An 18,250-nucleotide genomic window follows, 5' to 3' on the forward strand; every position below is an offset into this window, starting at 1 on the left:
GACGACAATCAGGCAAACTTCTTCTGGACTTCTGCCGACACGTTGGCCGGCGCTTCTGCGTAGTGGTCGAACTGCATGGTGAAGGTCGCGCGACCCTGGCTCATCGAGCGCAGATTGTTCACGTAACCGAACATGTTCATGAGCGGCACCATCGCGTTGATGACGTTGGCGTTGCCGCGCATGTCCTGACCCTGGATCTGACCGCGCCGGGAATTCAGGTCGCCGATGACCGAGCCGGTGTAGTCTTCCGGGGTCACCACTTCGACCTTCATGATCGGCTCGAGCAGGACGGACTTGCCCATCTGGAGCGCTTCGCGGAAGCAGGCGCGCGAGGCGATTTCGAAGGCGAGCGCCGACGAGTCGACGTCGTGATACTTGCCGTCGACGAGCTGGACCTTGACGTCGACCACGGGGAAGCCCGCGACCACGCCAGACGACAGCACGCTCTCCAGGCCCTTCTCGACGCCGGGGATGTATTCCTTCGGCACCGCGCCGCCGACGATCTTCGATTCGAACTCGAAGCCCTTGCCGGCCTCGTTCGGCTCGACGATGAACGACACCGCCGCAAACTGCCCGGTACCGCCGGTCTGCTTCTTGTGGGTGTAGCTGTGCTCCACCCGCTTGGTGATCCGCTCGCGGAAGGCCACCTGGGGCGCGCCGATGTTGGCGTCGACCTTGTAGGTGCGCTTGAGGATGTCGACCTTGATGTCGAGATGGAGTTCGCCCATGCCCTTGAGGATGGTCTGGCCGGACTCGTGGTCGGTCGACACGCGGAAGGACGGATCCTCCGCGGCGAGCTTGGCCAGCGCCACGCCCAGCTTCTCCTGGTCGGCCTTGGACTTCGGCTCGATCGCGATCTCGATGACCGGCTCGGGGAATTCCATCTTCTCCAGGATCACCTGCTTGTCGGGATCGCACAGCGTGTCACCGGTGCGCGCTTCCTTCAGGCCGGCCAGAGCGACGATGTCGCCGGCATAGGCTTCCTTGATGTCCTCGCGGTTGTTCGCATGCATCAAGAGCATGCGCCCGATCCGCTCCTTCTTCTCGCGGGTCGAGTTCACGACGCCGGTGCCGCTCTGCAGGATACCGGAGTAGATGCGGCAGAAGGTGATGGTGCCGACGAACGGATCGTCCATGATCTTGAACGCGAGCAGCGCCAGCGGCTCCTTGTCGTCCGCCTTGCGCACGACTTCGTTGCCCTTGTCGTCGGTGCCCTTGATCGCGGGCACGTCGAGCGGCGACGGCAGATAGTCGACGACGGCGTCGAGCAGCGGCTGCACGCCCTTGTTCTTGAAGGCCGAGCCGCACAGCACCGGATAGAACGCGCCGGTCAGCACCGCCTTGCGGATCAGCCTCTTCAGCGTGGCCTCGTCCGGCTCCTTGCCGTCGAGATAGGCGGACATGGCATCGTCGTCGAGCTCGACGGCGGCTTCCACCATCTTCTCGCGGTATTCCTTGGCTTGGTCGACGAGGTCTTCCGGAATGTCGACGTAGTCGAACTTCGCGCCGAGCGCTTCATCGTTCCAGACGACGCCCTTCATCTTCACAAGGTCGACCAGACCCTTGAAGTTGTTCTCGGCACCGATCGGGAGCTGGATCGCGACGGGCTTGGCGCCCAGACGGTCGACGATGTCGGACAGGCACTTGAAGAAGTCCGCACCGATCTTGTCCATCTTGTTGGCGAAGACGATGCGCGGAACCTTGTACTTGTCGCCCTGGCGCCAGACGGTCTCGGTCTGGGGCTCGACGCCCTGGTTCGAGTCGAGCACGCAGACGGCGCCGTCGAGCACGCGCAGCGAACGCTCAACCTCGATGGTGAAGTCGACGTGGCCGGGCGTGTCGATGATGTTCAGGCGCTTGCCGTTCCAGAACGCGGTGGTCGCAGCCGAAGTGATCGTGATGCCACGCTCCTGCTCCTGCTCCATCCAGTCCATCGTCGCGGCACCTTCGTGCACTTCGCCGATCTTGTGGCTCTTGCCGGTGTAATAGAGGATGCGCTCGGTCGTCGTCGTCTTGCCGGCGTCGATATGCGCCATGATACCGAAGTTTCGGTAGTCCTCGATGGCATGTTGGCGGGGCATGGGGTGTTCCTTGCGAGTCCGAGTGTGTCGCCGTTACCAGCGATAGTGCGAGAAGGCGCGATTGGCTTCCGCCATGCGGTGCACGTCTTCGCGCTTTTTGACGGCGTTCCCCCGGTTGTTCGATGCGTCCAAGAGCTCCGCCGAGAGCCGCTCGGTCATCGTCTTCTCGTTGCGCTCGCGCGCGGCAGCAATCAGCCAGCGGATGCCCAGCGCCTGCCGGCGGGTCGAGCGAACCTCGACCGGGACCTGGTAGGTCGCGCCGCCGACGCGGCGGGAGCGCACTTCGATCGTCGGCATGACGTTCTCGAGCGCCTGCTCGAACACGCCAAGCGGATTCTGCTTGGTCTTGCTTTCGATGATTCCGAACGCACCATAGACGATGCCTTCGGCGACCGACTTCTTGCCGGCATACATCACCGAGTTCATGAACTTCGTGACGATGATGTTCCCGAACTTCGGATCGGGAAGGACTTCGCGCTTTTCAGCAGAATGGCGACGAGACATGGACGAGGTTCCCGCTTACTTCGGACGCTTGGCGCCGTACTTCGAACGACGCTGCTTACGGTTCTTGACGCCCTGGGTATCCAGAACGCCGCGGAGGATGTGGTAGCGCACGCCGGGCAAGTCCTTGACGCGGCCGCCGCGGATCATGACCACCGAGTGCTCCTGGAGGTTATGACCCTCGCCGGGGATGTAGCCGATCACCTCGAAGCCGTTGGTCAGGCGCACCTTGGCAACCTTACGAAGCGCCGAGTTCGGCTTCTTCGGGGTCGTGGTGTAGACGCGCGTGCAAACACCACGCTTCTGCGGCGACTGCTGCAGCGCCGGCACCTTCTTGCGCGACTTCTGCACTTCCCGCGGTTGAGCGATCAGCTGGTTGATCGTCGGCATTCTGGCCTTCACCCTTTTTCTGCTGCGGCCCCTTGCGGGCCCGCTGTCTTGCCGCGGCCCGTCACCGGGTCCGCAAATTCTGTTCGAGCTACCCGCCCGAGGGGCCACCTTGCGCGAAATAACCCACGCAAAGCGAAATTGCGCCAACCACCCCATCAGCGGGCGGAAAGCGCTTCGACGCCACAGAGGACCGCAGTATCGAAACCGCTCAGCACAAAGCCGCGGCCCGCCAACTGAGGTCATGCATCCGAATTCGATCTCAAGAGAACGTGCTCAAGAGAACTAAAGTCGCACTGGCATTGCCTAGCTATGATCGACAGCGTTTGAGCGGCATTCGTCGAGGTTGGTGCCCGCCTTGGCGATCCCCTGAGGGATCAAACGGGTGGCCCGTTCCGACGCTGGCGATGCTCACCGCCTGTCGTTAAGTGAGGCGCTTTCTATAAGTGGGAATCGGTCAAGTCAAGGTGAAACGACAGTCACAAAGCGCTTCAAGCGCCTGCAAAAATCGGCTCTCGGCCGCATCCCCGCGCCTACCCGATATAGGAATAAGAGCCGTGGTTCGCCAGCCCCAAACCCTATTACACCCGGATTAAATATTGCTTTATTACCAACCTGAGGGCTTTTTCCCGCCCCTGCAGAGATCTGCTGGCGGGCGGCAGGCCTTCCAGCTCTCTGGCGAGCCGCCATGCACGGTCGCGTGGGCGACTTGGCGGTGCGGATTGGACCGCGAGGCGGAGAAAAAAGTCAGCGGCATCGCGGCAGCCAAACGCCCTGGATCAGAGAATCGCTGCCGGCCGGCATCCTTGGGCAACGAGAATCGGGCACGGCGCTCCCTCCGAAGCTGATCGCGCCGCCCGATCACTCCTCCTCGTCGTCCTCATCGAGATCGTCCTCATCCTCGTCGTATCTGTCATCGACGCCATGAGTCGCCGCGCCATGGGGCTGGTGAATCTGGTCGTTCCACAGCTTGCGATAGGTGCCGTTCTTGGCAAGCAGTTCTGCATGGGAGCCGCGCTCGATCGCCCTGCCCCCTGAAATCACGATGATCTCGTCCATCTCGACCACCGAAGTCAGGCGGTGGGTCGACCAGATCATGGTGCGGCCCTTGGCGACCTTGAGCAGCGTGCGGTTGATCGCGGCTTCGGTGGTCTGGTCGAGCGCCGAGGTGGCTTCGTCCAGCAGCAGCACGGACGGGTTACGGATGATCGCGCGCGCGATCGCGATGCGCTGACGCTGACCGCCCGAAAGCGTATCTCCGCGCTCGCCGACCGGCGTATCGTATCGCTGCGGCAGGCTCATGATGTAGCGGTGGATCTCGGCCTTCTTGGCCGCCTCCTCCACCTCCTCGTCCGTCGCCCCCTCCTTGCCGAGCCGGATATTCTCGCGGATCGACATGTTGAAGAGCATGTTCTCCTGGAACACCACCGCCATGCTCCGGCGCAGCGAATCCAGCGTCACCTTGCGGACATCGACACCGTCGATGGTGACGCGGCCTTCGTCGGGCACGTAGAGCCGCAGGATCAGGTTGAGCAGCGTGCTTTTGCCGGAGCCGCTCGGACCGACGATGGCGATGCGCTTGCCGGCGTTGAGCTTGAGGCTGAGATTGTCCAGCACCGGCGTCTGGCTGCCTTCGTACCGGAAGGTGACGTGATCGAAGGTAATGTCGTTGGTGATGCGCGGCAGATCGGGTGCGCCGGGGCGATCGGCGGCGCGGGTCGGCTCGTCGAGAAGCTCCTGGATGTGGCGAATCGCGGCGGCCGAGGAGATCGACACCGGGACGTAATGCATCACATGAGCGATGTTGTAGGAGACCTCCCAGAACGCGCTCTCGAAGGTGACGAAGGTGCCGATGGTGATCTGGCCCTTGGTCGCGAGATACGCGCCGATCGCGAGCACCACGAGGTGCAGGAGGAGCACCGAGATGGTGACCGTCCGCTCCACCATGGTCGAGAGGAACGCGGCCGAGGCGATCTTGTTGCGGGTCTCGTCGTTGCGCAAGGTGAAGAAGCCGAACATCCTGCGTTGCAGGCTGAACGCCTTGATCACAGCCTGGGCCGCCACGTTCTCCTGCACCATGCCGAGCAGCGCCGACTCGTTGAGCTTCTGCTCGTAGTTGGCCTGCACCGCCTTGGGCGTCAGGATCCGCGGGCCGATCAGTGTGATCGGGAACACCAGCAGCGCGACGACGGCGAGCTGCCAATTGAGGAACAGCATCAGGATGATGCCGGCGATCAGCTCCAGGAACGGCAGCGCGGCGCTGTTGGCAAACGTCTTGACCGAGCCTTCGAAGGCCGAGAGATCGACCGAGAAGCGTGACAGGATCTCGCCGCGCCTGGTGCGGCCGAAATAGGCCGCAGGCAGGTCCTGGACGTGCTCGAACAGTCGCTTGCGGACATCGGAGATGATACAGGCAGCCAATCGCGCGTCCCAGCGCTCGTACCAGACGGCAACGATCGAGGTGAAGATGCCGGCGACGGCGAGCACGCCGAGGATCTTGTAGAGGGCCTGGAAATCCTCCTCGCCGAGCGCATCGTCGATCAGGTACTTCAGGCTGAGCGGCATGATGACGTTGAATAGCGTCTCGACGAATACGCCGAACGCCACGTAGGACAACATCCGCTTGTAGTTGGACAGATAGGGCCTGACGAACCCGACGATGGTGGCGAGCGCGCCGGCGGCTTCACGCGCGGTATAGACGACGAGGTCCTCGTCCTCATCGTCCTCGTCGAGTTCCAGCTCGTCATCCCCCTCGTCTTCGGCGTCCTCGTCGTCCTCGAGATCCGGCTTTGCAGCGGAGGAGAGCTCGTCCTTGAGCTCAACCGCATCTTCCGCAGCGAGCTTCTTTTTGTCGGGCGGGAGAGGCTTGTCGTCGGGCTTGGACGCCATGAAACCAACCGATGCTGACGGCCGGCATGACCGCAGAAAATGCAGGAAATAGCGGCAACCGCTATTGCACCGATTCTATGCGATCAGGATGAATTCGGCAAAACAATTGGCGAATTCGATCCGCGCCCCGCGATTAATCCTCCTCCTCGACCTTGTCGAAGAAGGAATAGCGCAAGCTGTCGGCGTCGGCGTACCACTGCCCCGGCCCCTTGTTGGCGGCGAGCGTCGCCTCCCAAAGTGCATCGGTACAGTCCTTGCGGTGCATCGACAGGTCGAAGCCGTTGCCGAAGAACAGCTCGGACCATTCCCACCAGGTGCCGAGCTTCTTGACTCCACGCAAGAGGTCGTAGCGGTCGATCAGTGCCGGCGCCATGTCCGAGGTGACCGAACCGAACACGAGACCGGTCTTGACCACGCGGTTCAGCTCGCGGATCGCGCGGACCACCTGCTTCGGGGAAACGTGGCAGAGGCTGGTCTCGAATACGAAGTCGAAAGCGCCGTCCTTGAACGGCATGTCGGTGATAGACCCGAGCTTGTTGTACTTCTTCAGCGATTTCGGCGTCTTGGCGTGGATGGCACGGTTGTTCTCGATTCCCCACGCATCGATGCCGCGATCGCGCAGCGCGCCGACCAGCTCGCCGCTGGCGGAGCCCGCGACCAGCAGCTTGGCGCCCGTTGCCTTGCCCCAGACGATCCCGATCAGCCTCGTGAGGTAATCGGGATCGGTGAAGTGCCGCCACGCCTCGTGATAGGGACCGAGGCCGCGATAGTTCTCGAAATAATCGCGATCGATCTTGTCCGACAGCGGCTTGTCGTCCTGTGCGCGCTCGCGGCGCAGGCGCATCATCTCGGTCAGGATGATGTCTGTCGCCGCATCCGAAGAATCGAGCAGGCCGTTCAGCGTGGAGTCGAACAGATAGTCGCCGACCACCACGATGCCGGGATGCTCCTTCGGCTCGGGGCGGTGATTGGTCATCACGTCGCGCACGGGCAGACCGCCGGGAATCGCGTTCACCGACGACAGCCAGCGGTGGATCTTGCCTTCCATGAAATGCGAACGCGCATCGCCGAGAGAAGCCGGCAGCGATTTCAGGGCGGCATCGATCAGCTCCTGGTCCGACAGATTGGCGAAAGCCAGCGCGTCGGAGCCCGGAATGAGCCAGTTGAGAACGCCGTGCTTGCCGACGTCGTGGCGTGCGCCCTCGTTGTAGACGCAGCAGCCGCCGAAAGCCTCCGACATGAACCAGGCGCCCGGAATCTTCTCGCCCCAGAACGGCTCGTCGAACAGGATGGAGACCCGCAAATAATGCGCGGGGCGGTCGAAATAGGCAACGTGCTTGACCATCGACTTGCGCAGCTGCTCGCCCTCCCAGCTGAGGGTGGCGAGCCACGAATGCGGCAGGCAGACCAGGACGAGATCGAAGTCGCGGGTCTCAGCTCCCTTGCCGTTCATCATCTTGAGCTGATAGCGGCCGGTCGGCGCCTTGCCGACGGTGAGCACGCGGTGATTGAGCTGGATGTCGGCATTGACCTCCGACTGCAGGCATCCGATCAGCTGCTCGTTGCCGTTCTGGATGGAATAGAGGCCGATATAGCCGTCGACGTCCATCAGATAGTTCTTGAGCGCGTTGAGACCGTTGGTGTTGTGGCTCTCGGTCGCGATGTCGGAGCGCGCCATCACCTTGAAGAAACGCTTTGCCGTCTCGTCCTCGACCTCCTCGTCGAGCACCTGCTCGGCGGTCTTGTAGGCCCAGGGATTCTCGTTGTCGTGCGCGCCGACGCCTTCGTAATATTCGATCGGCGACATCACCTCGGCGCAGCGCTTGCGGAACGCCTCGATCGCAGCCGCGGTCTTGGCGCCGTATTTGCGGCGCATGCCGGGCACGTCATTGAGGAGCTCGCCACCGAAATGCACCTGCTCGGCGTCCATCGGAATGGTCTGGAGGCCGAAATGCTGGATCAGCTCGCGCAGCGGGTCCGGCCCCGTCATCGAGTAGTCGTAGATCTCGGCAACGCCGGCTTCGTACATCGCGGGCGCCGAATCGAATTTGCGCGTGACGATCTTGCCGCCGAGCCGGTCGGACGCCTCGAAAATGGTGACGCGACAGAGATCGCCGAGCTTACGCCTCAGATACCAAGCGCTCATCAGCCCGCCGGGGCCGCCGCCTACGATTGCGAGATCAAGCATGAGAGTTCCGTGGTCTCCGGCCTGCCCCCCTTCACGGGACCACCGGTCTAAGCTCTCCTAGCAGAAGCGCTTTTGCGGCTGAAGGAAAGATGAACAAAGGTTGATGCCGCATCGCAGCAAGCAATGAAAGCAACAAAAAGGCCGGCAAAAGCCGGCCTTTTCATTGTCCTCGGTAGTCCTACGGATGAACGATCATTCCGCAGGCGGCAGCGCGGGAAGCTCGGCTTCCGGTGCCGGCGACACGACGGCCGCCTGCTTCTCGCGCTCGTCCAGGATCAGCTTGTCGCGCTTCATCGCGACTTCGCGGATCTTGGCCATGGAGGCGCCGGTACCTGCCGGGATCAGCCGGCCGACGATGACGTTCTCCTTGAGGCCTTCGAGCGGATCGATCTTGCCGTTGACCGCCGCTTCGGTGAGGACGCGCGTGGTCTCCTGGAACGATGCCGCCGAGAAGAAGGACCTGGTCTGAAGGCTCGCCTTGGTGATGCCGAGCAGAACCGGCGTTCCCGTAGCGGGCTTCTTGCCCTCTTCCTTGGCCTTCACGTTCAGCGCGTCGAACTCGATCTTGTCGACCTGCTCGCCGGAGATCATGTCCGTATCGCCCTGATCGGTGATTTCCACCTTCTGGAGCATCTGACGGACAATCACCTCGATGTGCTTGTCGTTGATGAGCACGCCCTGCAGCCGGTAGACCTCCTGGATCTCGTTGACCAGATAGGCCGCGAGTTCCTCGATGCCCTTAACCGCAAGGATGTCGTGCGGCGCCGGGTTGCCTTCCACGATGAAGTCGCCCTTTTCGACGACGTCGCCGTCCTGAAGGTGGATGTGCTTGCCCTTCGGGATCAGGTACTCGCGCGGCTCGTCGGTCTTGTCCATCGGCTCGATCGAGATGCGACGCTTGTTCTTGTAGTCGCGCCCGAACCGGATGGTGCCCGCGATTTCGGCGATGATCGCCGCATCCTTCGGACGCCGAGCCTCGAACAGTTCCGCCACCCGCGGCAGACCGCCGGTGATGTCACGCGTCTTGGCGCTTTCGGTCGAGACACGGGCGAGGATGTCGCCCGGCTGCACCTTGGCTCCGATGTCGACCGAGAGAATGGCATCGACCGACAGCATGTAGCGGGCATCGCCGCCACGGGCGAGCTTGAGCACCTTGCCGTCCTTGCCCTTCACCACGATGGCCGGACGCAGATCCGCGCCGCCGCGAGTCGAGCGCCAGTCGATGACCACGCGCTTGGCGATGCCGGTGGCTTCGTCGAGCGTTTCCGAGATCGACTGCCCCTCGACCAGATCCTCGAAGCCGATGGTTCCTTCGACTTCGGTGAGGAGCGGACGGGTGTAGGGATCCCATTCGACGATACGCTGGCCGCGCTTGACCATATCGCCCTCGTCGACGTGCAGGCGCGAACCGTACTGGATACGGTGCGTCGCACGCTCGGTGCCGTCGGCATCGACGATCGCGACAACCATGTTGCGCACCATCGCGATCAGGTGGCCTTCGCTGTTACGGGCGATGGCCTTGTTCCGGATCACGATCTTGCCGTCGAAATTGGCTTCGACGAACGACTGCTCGTTGAGCTGCGCCGCACCGCCGATGTGGAAGGTGCGCATGGTGAGCTGGGTGCCCGGCTCGCCGATCGACTGCGCCGCAATGACGCCGACCGCTTCGCCGTGGTTGACCGGCGTGCCGCGGGCGAGGTCGCGGCCGTAGCACTTGCCGCAGATGCCGTTGACGAGCTCGCAGGTCAGTGCCGAGCGGATCTTCACCTCCTGCACGCCACCCTGCTGAATGGCCTCCAGATGGCTTTCTTCCATCAGCGTATCGCGCTTGATGATCACCTTGCCCGAGCTGTCACGCACGTCTTCGCAGGCCGTGCGTCCGAGGATGCGCGAGCCGAGCGAAGCGACCACGGTGCCGGCATCGACGATGGCGCGCATCTTGATGCCGAGCTTGGTGCCGCAATCGCTCTGCGTGATGATGCAGTCCTGCGCCACGTCGACGAGACGACGGGTCAGGTAGCCGGAGTTCGCGGTCTTCAACGCCGTGTCCGCGAGGCCCTTGCGGGCGCCGTGGGTCGAGTTGAAGTACTCGAGCACCGAGAGGCCTTCCTTGAAGTTCGAGATGATCGGCGTCTCGATGATCTCGCCCGACGGCTTGGCCATCAGGCCGCGCATGCCGGCGAGCTGGCGCATCTGGGCCGGCGAACCGCGGGCACCGGAGTGAGCCATCATGTAGATCGAGTTGATGTCGGCGTCGGCTCCGCTCGCCGTCTTCTTGGTGGCGGAGATTTCCTTCATCATCGCCTTGGCGATTTCTTCCGTGGCCTTCGACCAGGCGTCGACGACCTTGTTGTACTTCTCGCCATGGGTGATCAGACCGTCGTTGTACTGCTGCTCGAAATCCTTCGCCAGCGTACGCGTGGTGTCGACGATCTTCCACTTGCCGTGCGGCACGACCATGTCGTCCTTGCCGAACGAGATGCCGGCCTTGAACGCGTTGTAGAAGCCGAGCGCCATGATGCGGTCGCAGAAGATCACCGTCTCCTTCTGGCCGCAGTGGCGGTAGACCTGGTCGATGACGCCGGAGATCTCGCGCTTGGTCATCAGCTTGTTGATGATCTCGTACGAGATGCGCGGGTTCTTCGGCAGCAGGTTGCCGAGCATGACGCGGCCGGCGGTGGTCTCGATCCAGCGCCTCGAGACCTTGCCGGTCTCGTCCATGCCTTCCCACCGGTACTTGATCTTGGTGTGGAGGTGGATGACCTTCGCGTGCAGGGCGTGCTCGAGCTCGGCCATGTCGCCGAACACCTTGCCCTCGCCGGGCAGGCCTTCGCGCATGATCGAGACGTAGTACAGACCGAGCACGATGTCCTGCGACGGCACAATGATCGGCTGGCCGTTCGCCGGATGCAGGATGTTGTTGGTCGACATCATCAGGACGCGCGCTTCCAGCTGCGCTTCGAGCGACAGCGGAACGTGCACGGCCATCTGGTCGCCGTCGAAGTCGGCGTTGAACGCGGAGCAGACCAGCGGGTGGAGCTGGATCGCCTTGCCCTCGATCAGCACGGGCTCGAACGCCTGGATGCCGAGGCGATGCAGCGTCGGCGCGCGGTTGAGCAGCACCGGATGCTCGCGGATGACCTCGTCCAGGATGTCCCAGACCTCGGGCCGCTCCTTCTCGACCAGCTTCTTGGCCTGCTTCACCGTGGTGGACAGGCCCTTGGCGTCAAGCCTCGAATAGATGAACGGCTTGAACAGCTCGAGTGCCATCTTCTTCGGCAGGCCGCACTGGTGCAGGCGCAGCTCGGGACCGACCACGATCACCGAACGACCCGAATAGTCGACACGCTTGCCGAGCAGGTTCTGACGGAAGCGGCCCTGCTTGCCCTTGAGCATGTCGGCGAGCGACTTCAGCGGGCGCTTGTTGGCGCCGGTGATGACGCGGCCGCGGCGGCCGTTGTCGAACAGCGCGTCGACGGCCTCCTGAAGCATGCGCTTCTCGTTGCGGATGATGATGTCGGGCGCGCGCAGCTCCATCAGCCGCTTCAAGCGGTTGTTGCGGTTGATGACGCGGCGGTAGAGGTCGTTGAGGTCCGAGGTCGCGAAGCGGCCGCCGTCGAGCGGCACCAGCGGACGCAGGTCCGGCGGGATCACCGGGACCACGGTCATGATCATCCATTCCGGCTTGTTGCCGGAGTGGCGGAACGCTTCCACGATCTTCAGGCGCTTGGCGAGTTTCTTGTGCTTGATATCGGAGTCGGTCTCCTGCATCTCGACACGCAGCGAGGCCTCGAGCTTCTCGAGGTCCATGCCCTTGAGCAGCTCGCGGATCGCTTCGGCGCCGATCATGGCGGTGAAGGAATCCTGGCCGTACTCGTCCTGCGCCTTCAGATACTCGTCTTCCGACAGCAGCTGACGGTCCTTCAGCGCGGTGAGGCCCGGCTCCAGCACGACGTAATATTCGAAGTAGAGGATCCGCTCGAGATCCTTCAGCGTCATGTCGAGCAGGAGGCCGATGCGCGAGGGCAGCGACTTCAGGAACCAGATGTGGGCGACGGGAGCCGCCAGCTCGATATGGCCCATGCGCTCGCGCCGGACGCGCGACAGCGTGACCTCGACCGAGCACTTCTCGCAGATGATGCCCTTGTACTTCATGCGCTTGTACTTGCCGCACAAGCACTCGTAGTCCTTGATCGGCCCGAAGATGCGGGCGCAGAACAGGCCGTCGCGCTCGGGCTTGAAGGTACGGTAGTTGATGGTCTCCGGCTTCTTGATCTCGCCGTACGACCAGGACAGAATCTTCTCGGGGGACGCGATCGAGATCCGGATCTGGTCGAAGACCTGAGCCGGAGTCGTCGGGTTGAAGAGATTCATAATTTCTTGGTTCATCGTCTTCTCCTCGCGTGCCGGTCGCCTACGGCCGCAAATTCGAAAATCACTCAATCGGGGCGCCCTGCCCTCAAGGCCTCGGGAGGGGCGCCAATGCCCGGCCGTGAAGGCCGGGCATGAAAGGTCGCGTTACTCGGCCGCTTCCGACGTCGGCGCCGGACCCACCTTGGAATTGTGCAGGTCGACGTTGAGGCCGAGCGAGCGCATTTCCTTGACCAGCACGTTGAACGATTCCGGAATACCGGCCTCGAACGTGTCGTCGCCGCGCACGATCGCCTCGTACACCTTGGTACGGCCGGCGACGTCGTCCGACTTCACCGTCAGCATCTCCTGGAGCGTGTACGCCGCGCCGTAAGCCTCGAGCGCCCACACCTCCATTTCGCCGAAGCGCTGGCCGCCGAACTGCGCCTTGCCGCCCAGCGGCTGCTGGGTGACGAGCGAGTACGGACCGATCGAACGCGCATGGATCTTGTCGTCGACCAGATGGTGCAGCTTGAGCATGTAGATGTAGCCCACCGTCACCTTGCGATCGAACGGATCGCCGGTGCGGCCGTCATAGACGGTCGACTGACCCGAAGCGTCGAGACCGGCAAGCTTCAGCATCTCCTCGATGTCGGCTTCCTTGGCACCGTCGAACACCGGTGTCGCGATCGGCACGCCGCGGCTGAGGTTCTGGCCGAGTTCGATCAGCTCGTTGTCGTTGAGCGACTTGATCGTCTCGTCCTCGCCGTAGACCTTCTTCAAGGTTTCCTTCAGCGGCTTGATGTCCTGCTTCGACAGGTACGCATCGACGGTCTGGCCGATACGCTTGCCGAGGCCGGCGCAGGCCCAGCCGAGATGGGTCTCGAGGATCTGTCCGACGTTCATGCGCGAGGGCACGCCGAGCGGATTGAGCACGATGTCGGCATGCGTGCCGTCTTCGAGGAACGGCATGTCCTCGATCGGCACGATCTTCGACACCACGCCCTTGTTGCCGTGGCGGCCGGCCATCTTGTCGCCGGGCTGGATCTTGCGCTTTACCGCGACGAAGACCTTGACCATCTTCATCACGCCGGGCGGCAATTCGTCGCCGCGCTGAAGCTTCTCGACCTTGTCGAGGAAGCGCTGTTCCAGCCCCTTCTTCGACTCGTCGTACTGCTTCCGCATGGCCTCGATTTCGGCCATCAGCTTGTCGTTCGGCGAAGCGAACAGCCACCACTGCGACTTCGGGTACTCCTCGAGCACCGCACGGGTGATCTTGGTGTCCTTCTTGAAGCCCTTCGGACCCGCAATGCCCTGCCGCCCTTCGAGCAGCTCGGCGAGACGGTTGTAGACGTTGCGGTCCAGGATCGCCTGCTCGTCGTCGCGGTCCTTGGCAAGGCGCTCGATCTCTTCCCGCTCGATCGCCAGCGCACGCTCGTCCTTGTCGACGCCGTGACGGTTGAACACGCGCACTTCGACGATCGTGCCCTGCACGCCCGGGGGAACGCGCAGCGAGGTGTCGCGGACGTCGGAGGCCTTCTCGCCGAAGATGGCGCGCAGGAGCTTCTCTTCCGGCGTCATCGGGCTTTCGCCCTTCGGCGTGATCTTGCCGACCAGGATGTCACCGGCGCGCACTTCCGCACCGATGTAGACGATACCGGCTTCGTCGAGGTTCTTCAGCGCTTCTTCCGAGACGTTCGGAATGTCGCGGGTGATTTCCTCAGGCCCGAGCTTGGTGTCGCGGGCCATCACCTCGAACTCCTCGATGTGGATCGAGGTGAAGACGTCTTCCTTCACGATCCGCTCGGACAGCAGGATCGAGTCTTCGAAGTTGTAACCGTTCCACGGCATGAACGCGACCAGCACGTTGCGGCCGAGCGCGAGCTCGCCGAGATCGGTCGACGGACCGTCAGCGATGATGTCGCCCTTCTTGACGATGTCGCCGACCTTCACCAGCGGACGCTGGTTGATGCAGGTCGACTGGTTCGAGCGCTGGTACTTCATGAGACGGTAGATATCGACGCCCGACTTGGTCGGATCGAGATCTTCCGTGGCACGGATGACGACGCGGGTGGCGTCGATCTGGTCGATCACGCCAGAGCGGCGCGCGGCGATCGCGGCGCCCGAGTCACGGGCAACGACGCCCTCCATGCCGGTGCCGACGAACGGGGCCTCGGCGCGAACCAGCGGCACCGCCTGGCGCTGCATGTTCGAGCCCATCAGCGCGCGGTTGGCGTCGTCGTTCTCGAGGAACGGGATCAGCGCCGCGGCGACCGAAACGAGCTGCTTCGGCGACACGTCCATGTAGTCGACCTTGTCGGGCGTCATCGGCACGACGTCGCGGGTCCCGCTGGAGCGGCAGACCACGAGGTCTTCCGTAAAGCGGCCCTTGGCGTCGACCGGCACGTTGGCCTGGGCGACGGAGTAGCGCCCCTCTTCCATCGCCGACAGGTACACGACCTCGTCGGTGACGCGGCCGTCCTTGACCTTGCGGTACGGCGTCTCGACGAAACCGTACTTGTTCACGCGCGCGAAGGTCGCGAGCGAGTTGATCAGGCCGATGTTCGGACCTTCCGGCGTCTCGATCGGGCAGATACGGCCGTAATGGGTCGGATGCACGTCGCGCACCTCGAAGCCGGCGCGCTCGCGGGTCAGACCGCCCGGTCCGAGCGCCGACAGGCGGCGCTTGTGGGTGATCTCGCTGAGCGGGTTGGTCTGGTCCATGAACTGCGAGAGCTGCGAGGAGCCGAAGAACTCGCGCACGGCGGCAGCCGCCGGCTTGGCGTTGATCAGGTCCTGCGGCATCACCGTGTCGATATCGACCGAGGACATGCGCTCCTTGATCGCGCGCTCCATGCGCAGGAGGCCGATGCGGTACTGGTTCTCCATGAGCTCGCCGACCGAGCGCACACGGCGGTTGCCGAGATGGTCGATGTCGTCGATCTCGCCCTTGCCGTCGCGCAGATCCACCAGCGTCTTGATGACGGAGAGGATGTCCTCCTTGCGCAGCGTTCGCTGGGTATCGGGCGCATCGAGATCGAGGCGCATGTTCATCTTGACGCGGCCGACCGCGGAGAGATCGTAACGCTCGGCGTCGAAGAACAGCGACTGGAACATCGCCTGCGCCGATTCCAGCGTCGGCGGCTCGCCCGGACGCATCACGCGGTAGATGTCGAACAGCGCGTCCTCGCGCGTCATGTTCTTGTCGGCCGAGAGCGTGTTGCGGATGTAGGGACCGACATTGACGTGGTCGATGTCGAGCAGCGGCAGCTCCTTGTAGCCCTGCTCGTTGAGCGCCTTCATCAGCTTGTCGGTGATTTCCTCACCGGCTTCGGCGTGGATCTCACCGGTCTTCGGGTTGACGAGATCCTCGGCGACGTAGTTGCCGACCAGCTCCTCATCGACCATGCGCAACGCCTTCAGCCCCTTCTCCTGGAGCTGGCGGGCGGCACGAACGGTCAGCTTCTTGCCGGCCTCGAGCACGACCTTGCCGGTGTCGGCGTCGATCAGGTCGTTGACCGTCGAGTAGCCGCGGAAACGGTTGGCGTCGAACGGAACGCGCCAGCCTTCCTTGGTCCGCTTGTAGAGAATCTTCTTGTAGAACGTGGACAGGATCGCCTCGCCGTCGAGGCCGAGGGCGAACATCAGCGACGTCACCGGAATCTTGCGGCGACGGTCGATACGCGCATAGACGATGTCCTTGGCGTCGAACTCGATGTCGAGCCAGGAGCCGCGATACGGGATGACGCGGGCGGCGAACAGCAGCTTGCCCGAGGAATGGGTCTTGCCCTTGTCGTGGTCGAAGAACACGCCGGGCGACCGGTGCATCTGCGAGACGATGACGCGCTCGGTGCCGTTGACGATGAAGGTGCCGTTCATCGTCATGAGCGGAATGTCGCCCATGTAGACGTCCTGCTCCTTGATGTCCTTCACCGACTTGGCGCCGGTTTCCTCGTCGATATCGAACACGATGAGGCGCAGCGTCACCTTGAGGGGTGCAGCGAAGGTCATGCCGCGCTGGCGGCACTCATCGACGTCGTATTTCGGCTGCTCGAACTCATAGCGGACGAATTCCAGCATCGAGGTGCCCGAAAAGTCGGAGATCGGGAACACCGAGCGGAACACCGCCTGCAGACCCTCGTCGAGACGGCCGCCCGGGGGTTCGTCGACCATCAGGAACTGGTCATAAGACGCCTTCTGAACCTCGATGAGGTTCGGCATCTCGGCGACTTCCTTGATGTGTCCGAAGAACTTGCGAACACGTTTGCGACCGGTGAATGTCTGCTGCGCCATCGTGGCCTCTCATTTTCGTCGCCCGCTCGGGGCGCGCCGTCCGGAGCGCGGCTGCCACCGCTCTCCGGGTTGAATTTTTCGAACCCGTCTTGGGGGCCAGAGACGCAGTTTCAGGCTCGAATGTCCTGAATCTGTTCTTCAGACCTTCAAAACGCAAAACGACGCGCGGGGCGCAAGAGCGCGCCCGCCCGTCACAACGATCGTCTTCACGGACTGCAAAAGCCCGAAATAGCCTGCTCTCCCAACGGCTTACAGGGAAATCCGGCATCCCTGCCCACCGCGCTTTCGTGCTGCCGACCCGATATGGGGCGACAATAGTGTAGATTCGAGGGTCCGACCCTCAAATCCCCACACTTTTTCGTGTTCGGCCTGCGTCGGAACGTTCCGTCGCACGCCTTTTGCATCCGGCCCACCCGATTGAGGGGCGAACCGGGATCCCGGGCCTCGCCGATGCGCGGCCCGGGATCCCGCAGCAAGCACTGCTTACTTGAGCTCGACCTTGGCGCCGGCCTTCTCGATCTGCGCCTTGATCTTCTCGGCTTCTTCCTTGTTCACGCCTTCCTTCAGCGGCTTCGGAGCACCCTCGACGAGGTCCTTTGCTTCCTTCAGGCCGAGACCGGTGATGGCGCGGACTTCCTTGATGACCTCGATCTTCTTGTCGCCGGCGCTGGCGAGAACGACCGTGAACTCGGTCTTCTCTTCCGCCGGAGCGGCGGCAGCGCCACCACCGGCCGGGCCGGCCACGGCGACAGCCGCGGCAGCCGAAACGCCCCACTTCTCTTCGAGGAGCTTCGCGAGTTCGGCAGCTTCGAGCACGGTGAGGCTCGAGAGGTCGTCAACGATCTTCTGCAAGTCAGCCATTGTTCAGTTTCCTTGAGTGTAAGTCTGGTTCGGGTTTGAGTTTTGCGAAGGGCGTCAGGCCGCTTCGCCCTTTGAGGCATGAGCCTGGATGACGCGCGCGAGCTTGCCCGCGGGCGCGTTGGCGAGCTGAGCCAGCTTGGTCGCCGGGGCCACGATGAGGCCGACGATCTTGCCGCGCAGTTCGTCAAGGGACGGCAACGAGGCAAGTGCCTTCACGCCGTCGACATTCAGGACGGTCTTGCCCATCGAACCGCCGATGATGACGAACTTTTCGTTCGCCTTGGCGAATTCGACGGCGACCTTTGGCGCCGCCACCGGATCGTTGGAAGTCGCGATCACGGTCGGCCCCTTCAGCATGGGGCCGATGGCAACGACGTCAGTGCCATCAAGAGCAATTTTGGCGAGACGGTTCTTCGAGACCTTCACCGAGGCGCCAGCCTGCTTCATCTGCGTGCGCAGCTTCTGCATCTGGGCGACGGTTAGGCCGGAATATTGAGCAACGATCGCGACGCTCGTGGTCTTGAAGACCTCGTTGAGCTGTTCGACCGCTTCCTTTTTTGCCGCTCGTTCCACAGCAAGCTCTTTCCGGTTGGCGGTCATCGCAAAGCGGGACCGCCGGGTTGCACCCATCGTCCCGCCCAAACCTGAACCTCGGGGCCAAATCCCCCAGGACACGCCGGGCAAGACGACAATTCAAAGC

9 protein-coding genes are annotated in these 18,250 nt (G+C 63.0%); all 9 read right to left on the reverse strand.

All coding sequences use genetic code 11. From position 1 onward, the window contains the following. Positions 1 to 8: 8 nt before the first annotated feature. Positions 9 to 2,081, reverse strand: coding sequence for an elongation factor G (gene fusA, locus AX729_RS25025; protein ID WP_061026881.1), 2,073 nt, complete (start codon positions 2,079 to 2,081; stop codon positions 9 to 11). A gap of 33 nt (positions 2,082 to 2,114) precedes the next feature. After that, positions 2,115 to 2,585, reverse strand: coding sequence for a 30S ribosomal protein S7 (gene rpsG, locus AX729_RS25030; protein ID WP_018647239.1), 471 nt, complete (start codon positions 2,583 to 2,585; stop codon positions 2,115 to 2,117). A 15-nt stretch (positions 2,586 to 2,600) separates the two neighbouring features. Next, positions 2,601 to 2,972 carry a 30S ribosomal protein S12 gene (rpsL, locus tag AX729_RS25035; protein ID WP_007603006.1) on the reverse strand — a complete coding sequence of 124 codons (372 nt, stop codon included), beginning with the start codon at positions 2,970 to 2,972 and terminating at the stop codon, positions 2,601 to 2,603. An 858-nt stretch (positions 2,973 to 3,830) separates the two neighbouring features. Beyond that, the gene (locus AX729_RS25040; protein ID WP_061026882.1) at positions 3,831 to 5,858 is read right to left on the reverse strand and encodes an ABC transporter ATP-binding protein; all 2,028 of its coding nucleotides are present in this window, start codon (positions 5,856 to 5,858) and stop codon (positions 3,831 to 3,833) included. Between the two features lie 133 nt (positions 5,859 to 5,991). Continuing rightward, the gene (locus AX729_RS25045) at positions 5,992 to 8,046 is read right to left on the reverse strand and encodes an FAD-dependent oxidoreductase (RefSeq protein WP_061026883.1); all 2,055 of its coding nucleotides are present in this window, start codon (positions 8,044 to 8,046) and stop codon (positions 5,992 to 5,994) included. A 192-nt stretch (positions 8,047 to 8,238) separates the two neighbouring features. Then, entirely contained in the window at positions 8,239 to 12,435 is a 4,197-nt protein-coding gene (gene rpoC, locus AX729_RS25050; RefSeq protein ID WP_061026884.1) for a DNA-directed RNA polymerase subunit beta', read from the reverse strand. Between the two features lie 129 nt (positions 12,436 to 12,564). Then, a complete protein-coding gene (gene rpoB / locus AX729_RS25055) occupies positions 12,565 to 16,689 on the reverse strand; it encodes a DNA-directed RNA polymerase subunit beta (protein ID WP_061026885.1) in 4,125 nt (1,374 codons plus the stop codon). Positions 16,690 to 17,172: 483 nt separating this feature from the next. After that, positions 17,173 to 17,550, reverse strand: coding sequence for a 50S ribosomal protein L7/L12 (rplL, locus tag AX729_RS25060; protein ID WP_061026886.1), 378 nt, complete (start codon positions 17,548 to 17,550; stop codon positions 17,173 to 17,175). Positions 17,551 to 17,604: 54 nt separating this feature from the next. Continuing rightward, on the reverse strand, positions 17,605 to 18,123 hold the full coding sequence (gene rplJ / locus AX729_RS25065) for a 50S ribosomal protein L10 (RefSeq protein WP_063817290.1): 519 nt from the start codon (positions 18,121 to 18,123) through the stop codon (positions 17,605 to 17,607). Between the last annotated feature and the right edge of the window lie 127 nt (positions 18,124 to 18,250).

The sequence above is a fragment of the Bradyrhizobium sp. CCH5-F6 genome, assembly GCF_001556045.1.
Taxonomy (GTDB): Bacteria; Pseudomonadota; Alphaproteobacteria; order Rhizobiales; family Xanthobacteraceae; genus Bradyrhizobium.

Coding starts and splice junctions, on each gene's coding strand:
- AX729_RS25045 (WP_061026883.1), bottom strand. CDS start 8,046: ATGCTTGATCTCGCAATCGTAGGCGGCGGCCCCGGCGGGCTGATGAGC.
- fusA (WP_061026881.1), bottom strand. CDS start 2,081: ATGCCCCGCCAACATGCCATCGAGGACTACCGAAACTTCGGTATCATG.
- rpoC (WP_061026884.1), bottom strand. CDS start 12,435: ATGAACCAAGAAATTATGAATCTCTTCAACCCGACGACTCCGGCTCAG.
- rplL (WP_061026886.1), bottom strand. CDS start 17,550: ATGGCTGACTTGCAGAAGATCGTTGACGACCTCTCGAGCCTCACCGTG.
- rpoB (WP_061026885.1), bottom strand. CDS start 16,689: ATGGCGCAGCAGACATTCACCGGTCGCAAACGTGTTCGCAAGTTCTTC.
- rpsG (WP_018647239.1), bottom strand. CDS start 2,585: ATGTCTCGTCGCCATTCTGCTGAAAAGCGCGAAGTCCTTCCCGATCCG.
- rpsL (WP_007603006.1), bottom strand. CDS start 2,972: ATGCCGACGATCAACCAGCTGATCGCTCAACCGCGGGAAGTGCAGAAG.
- AX729_RS25040 (WP_061026882.1), bottom strand. CDS start 5,858: ATGGCGTCCAAGCCCGACGACAAGCCTCTCCCGCCCGACAAAAAGAAG.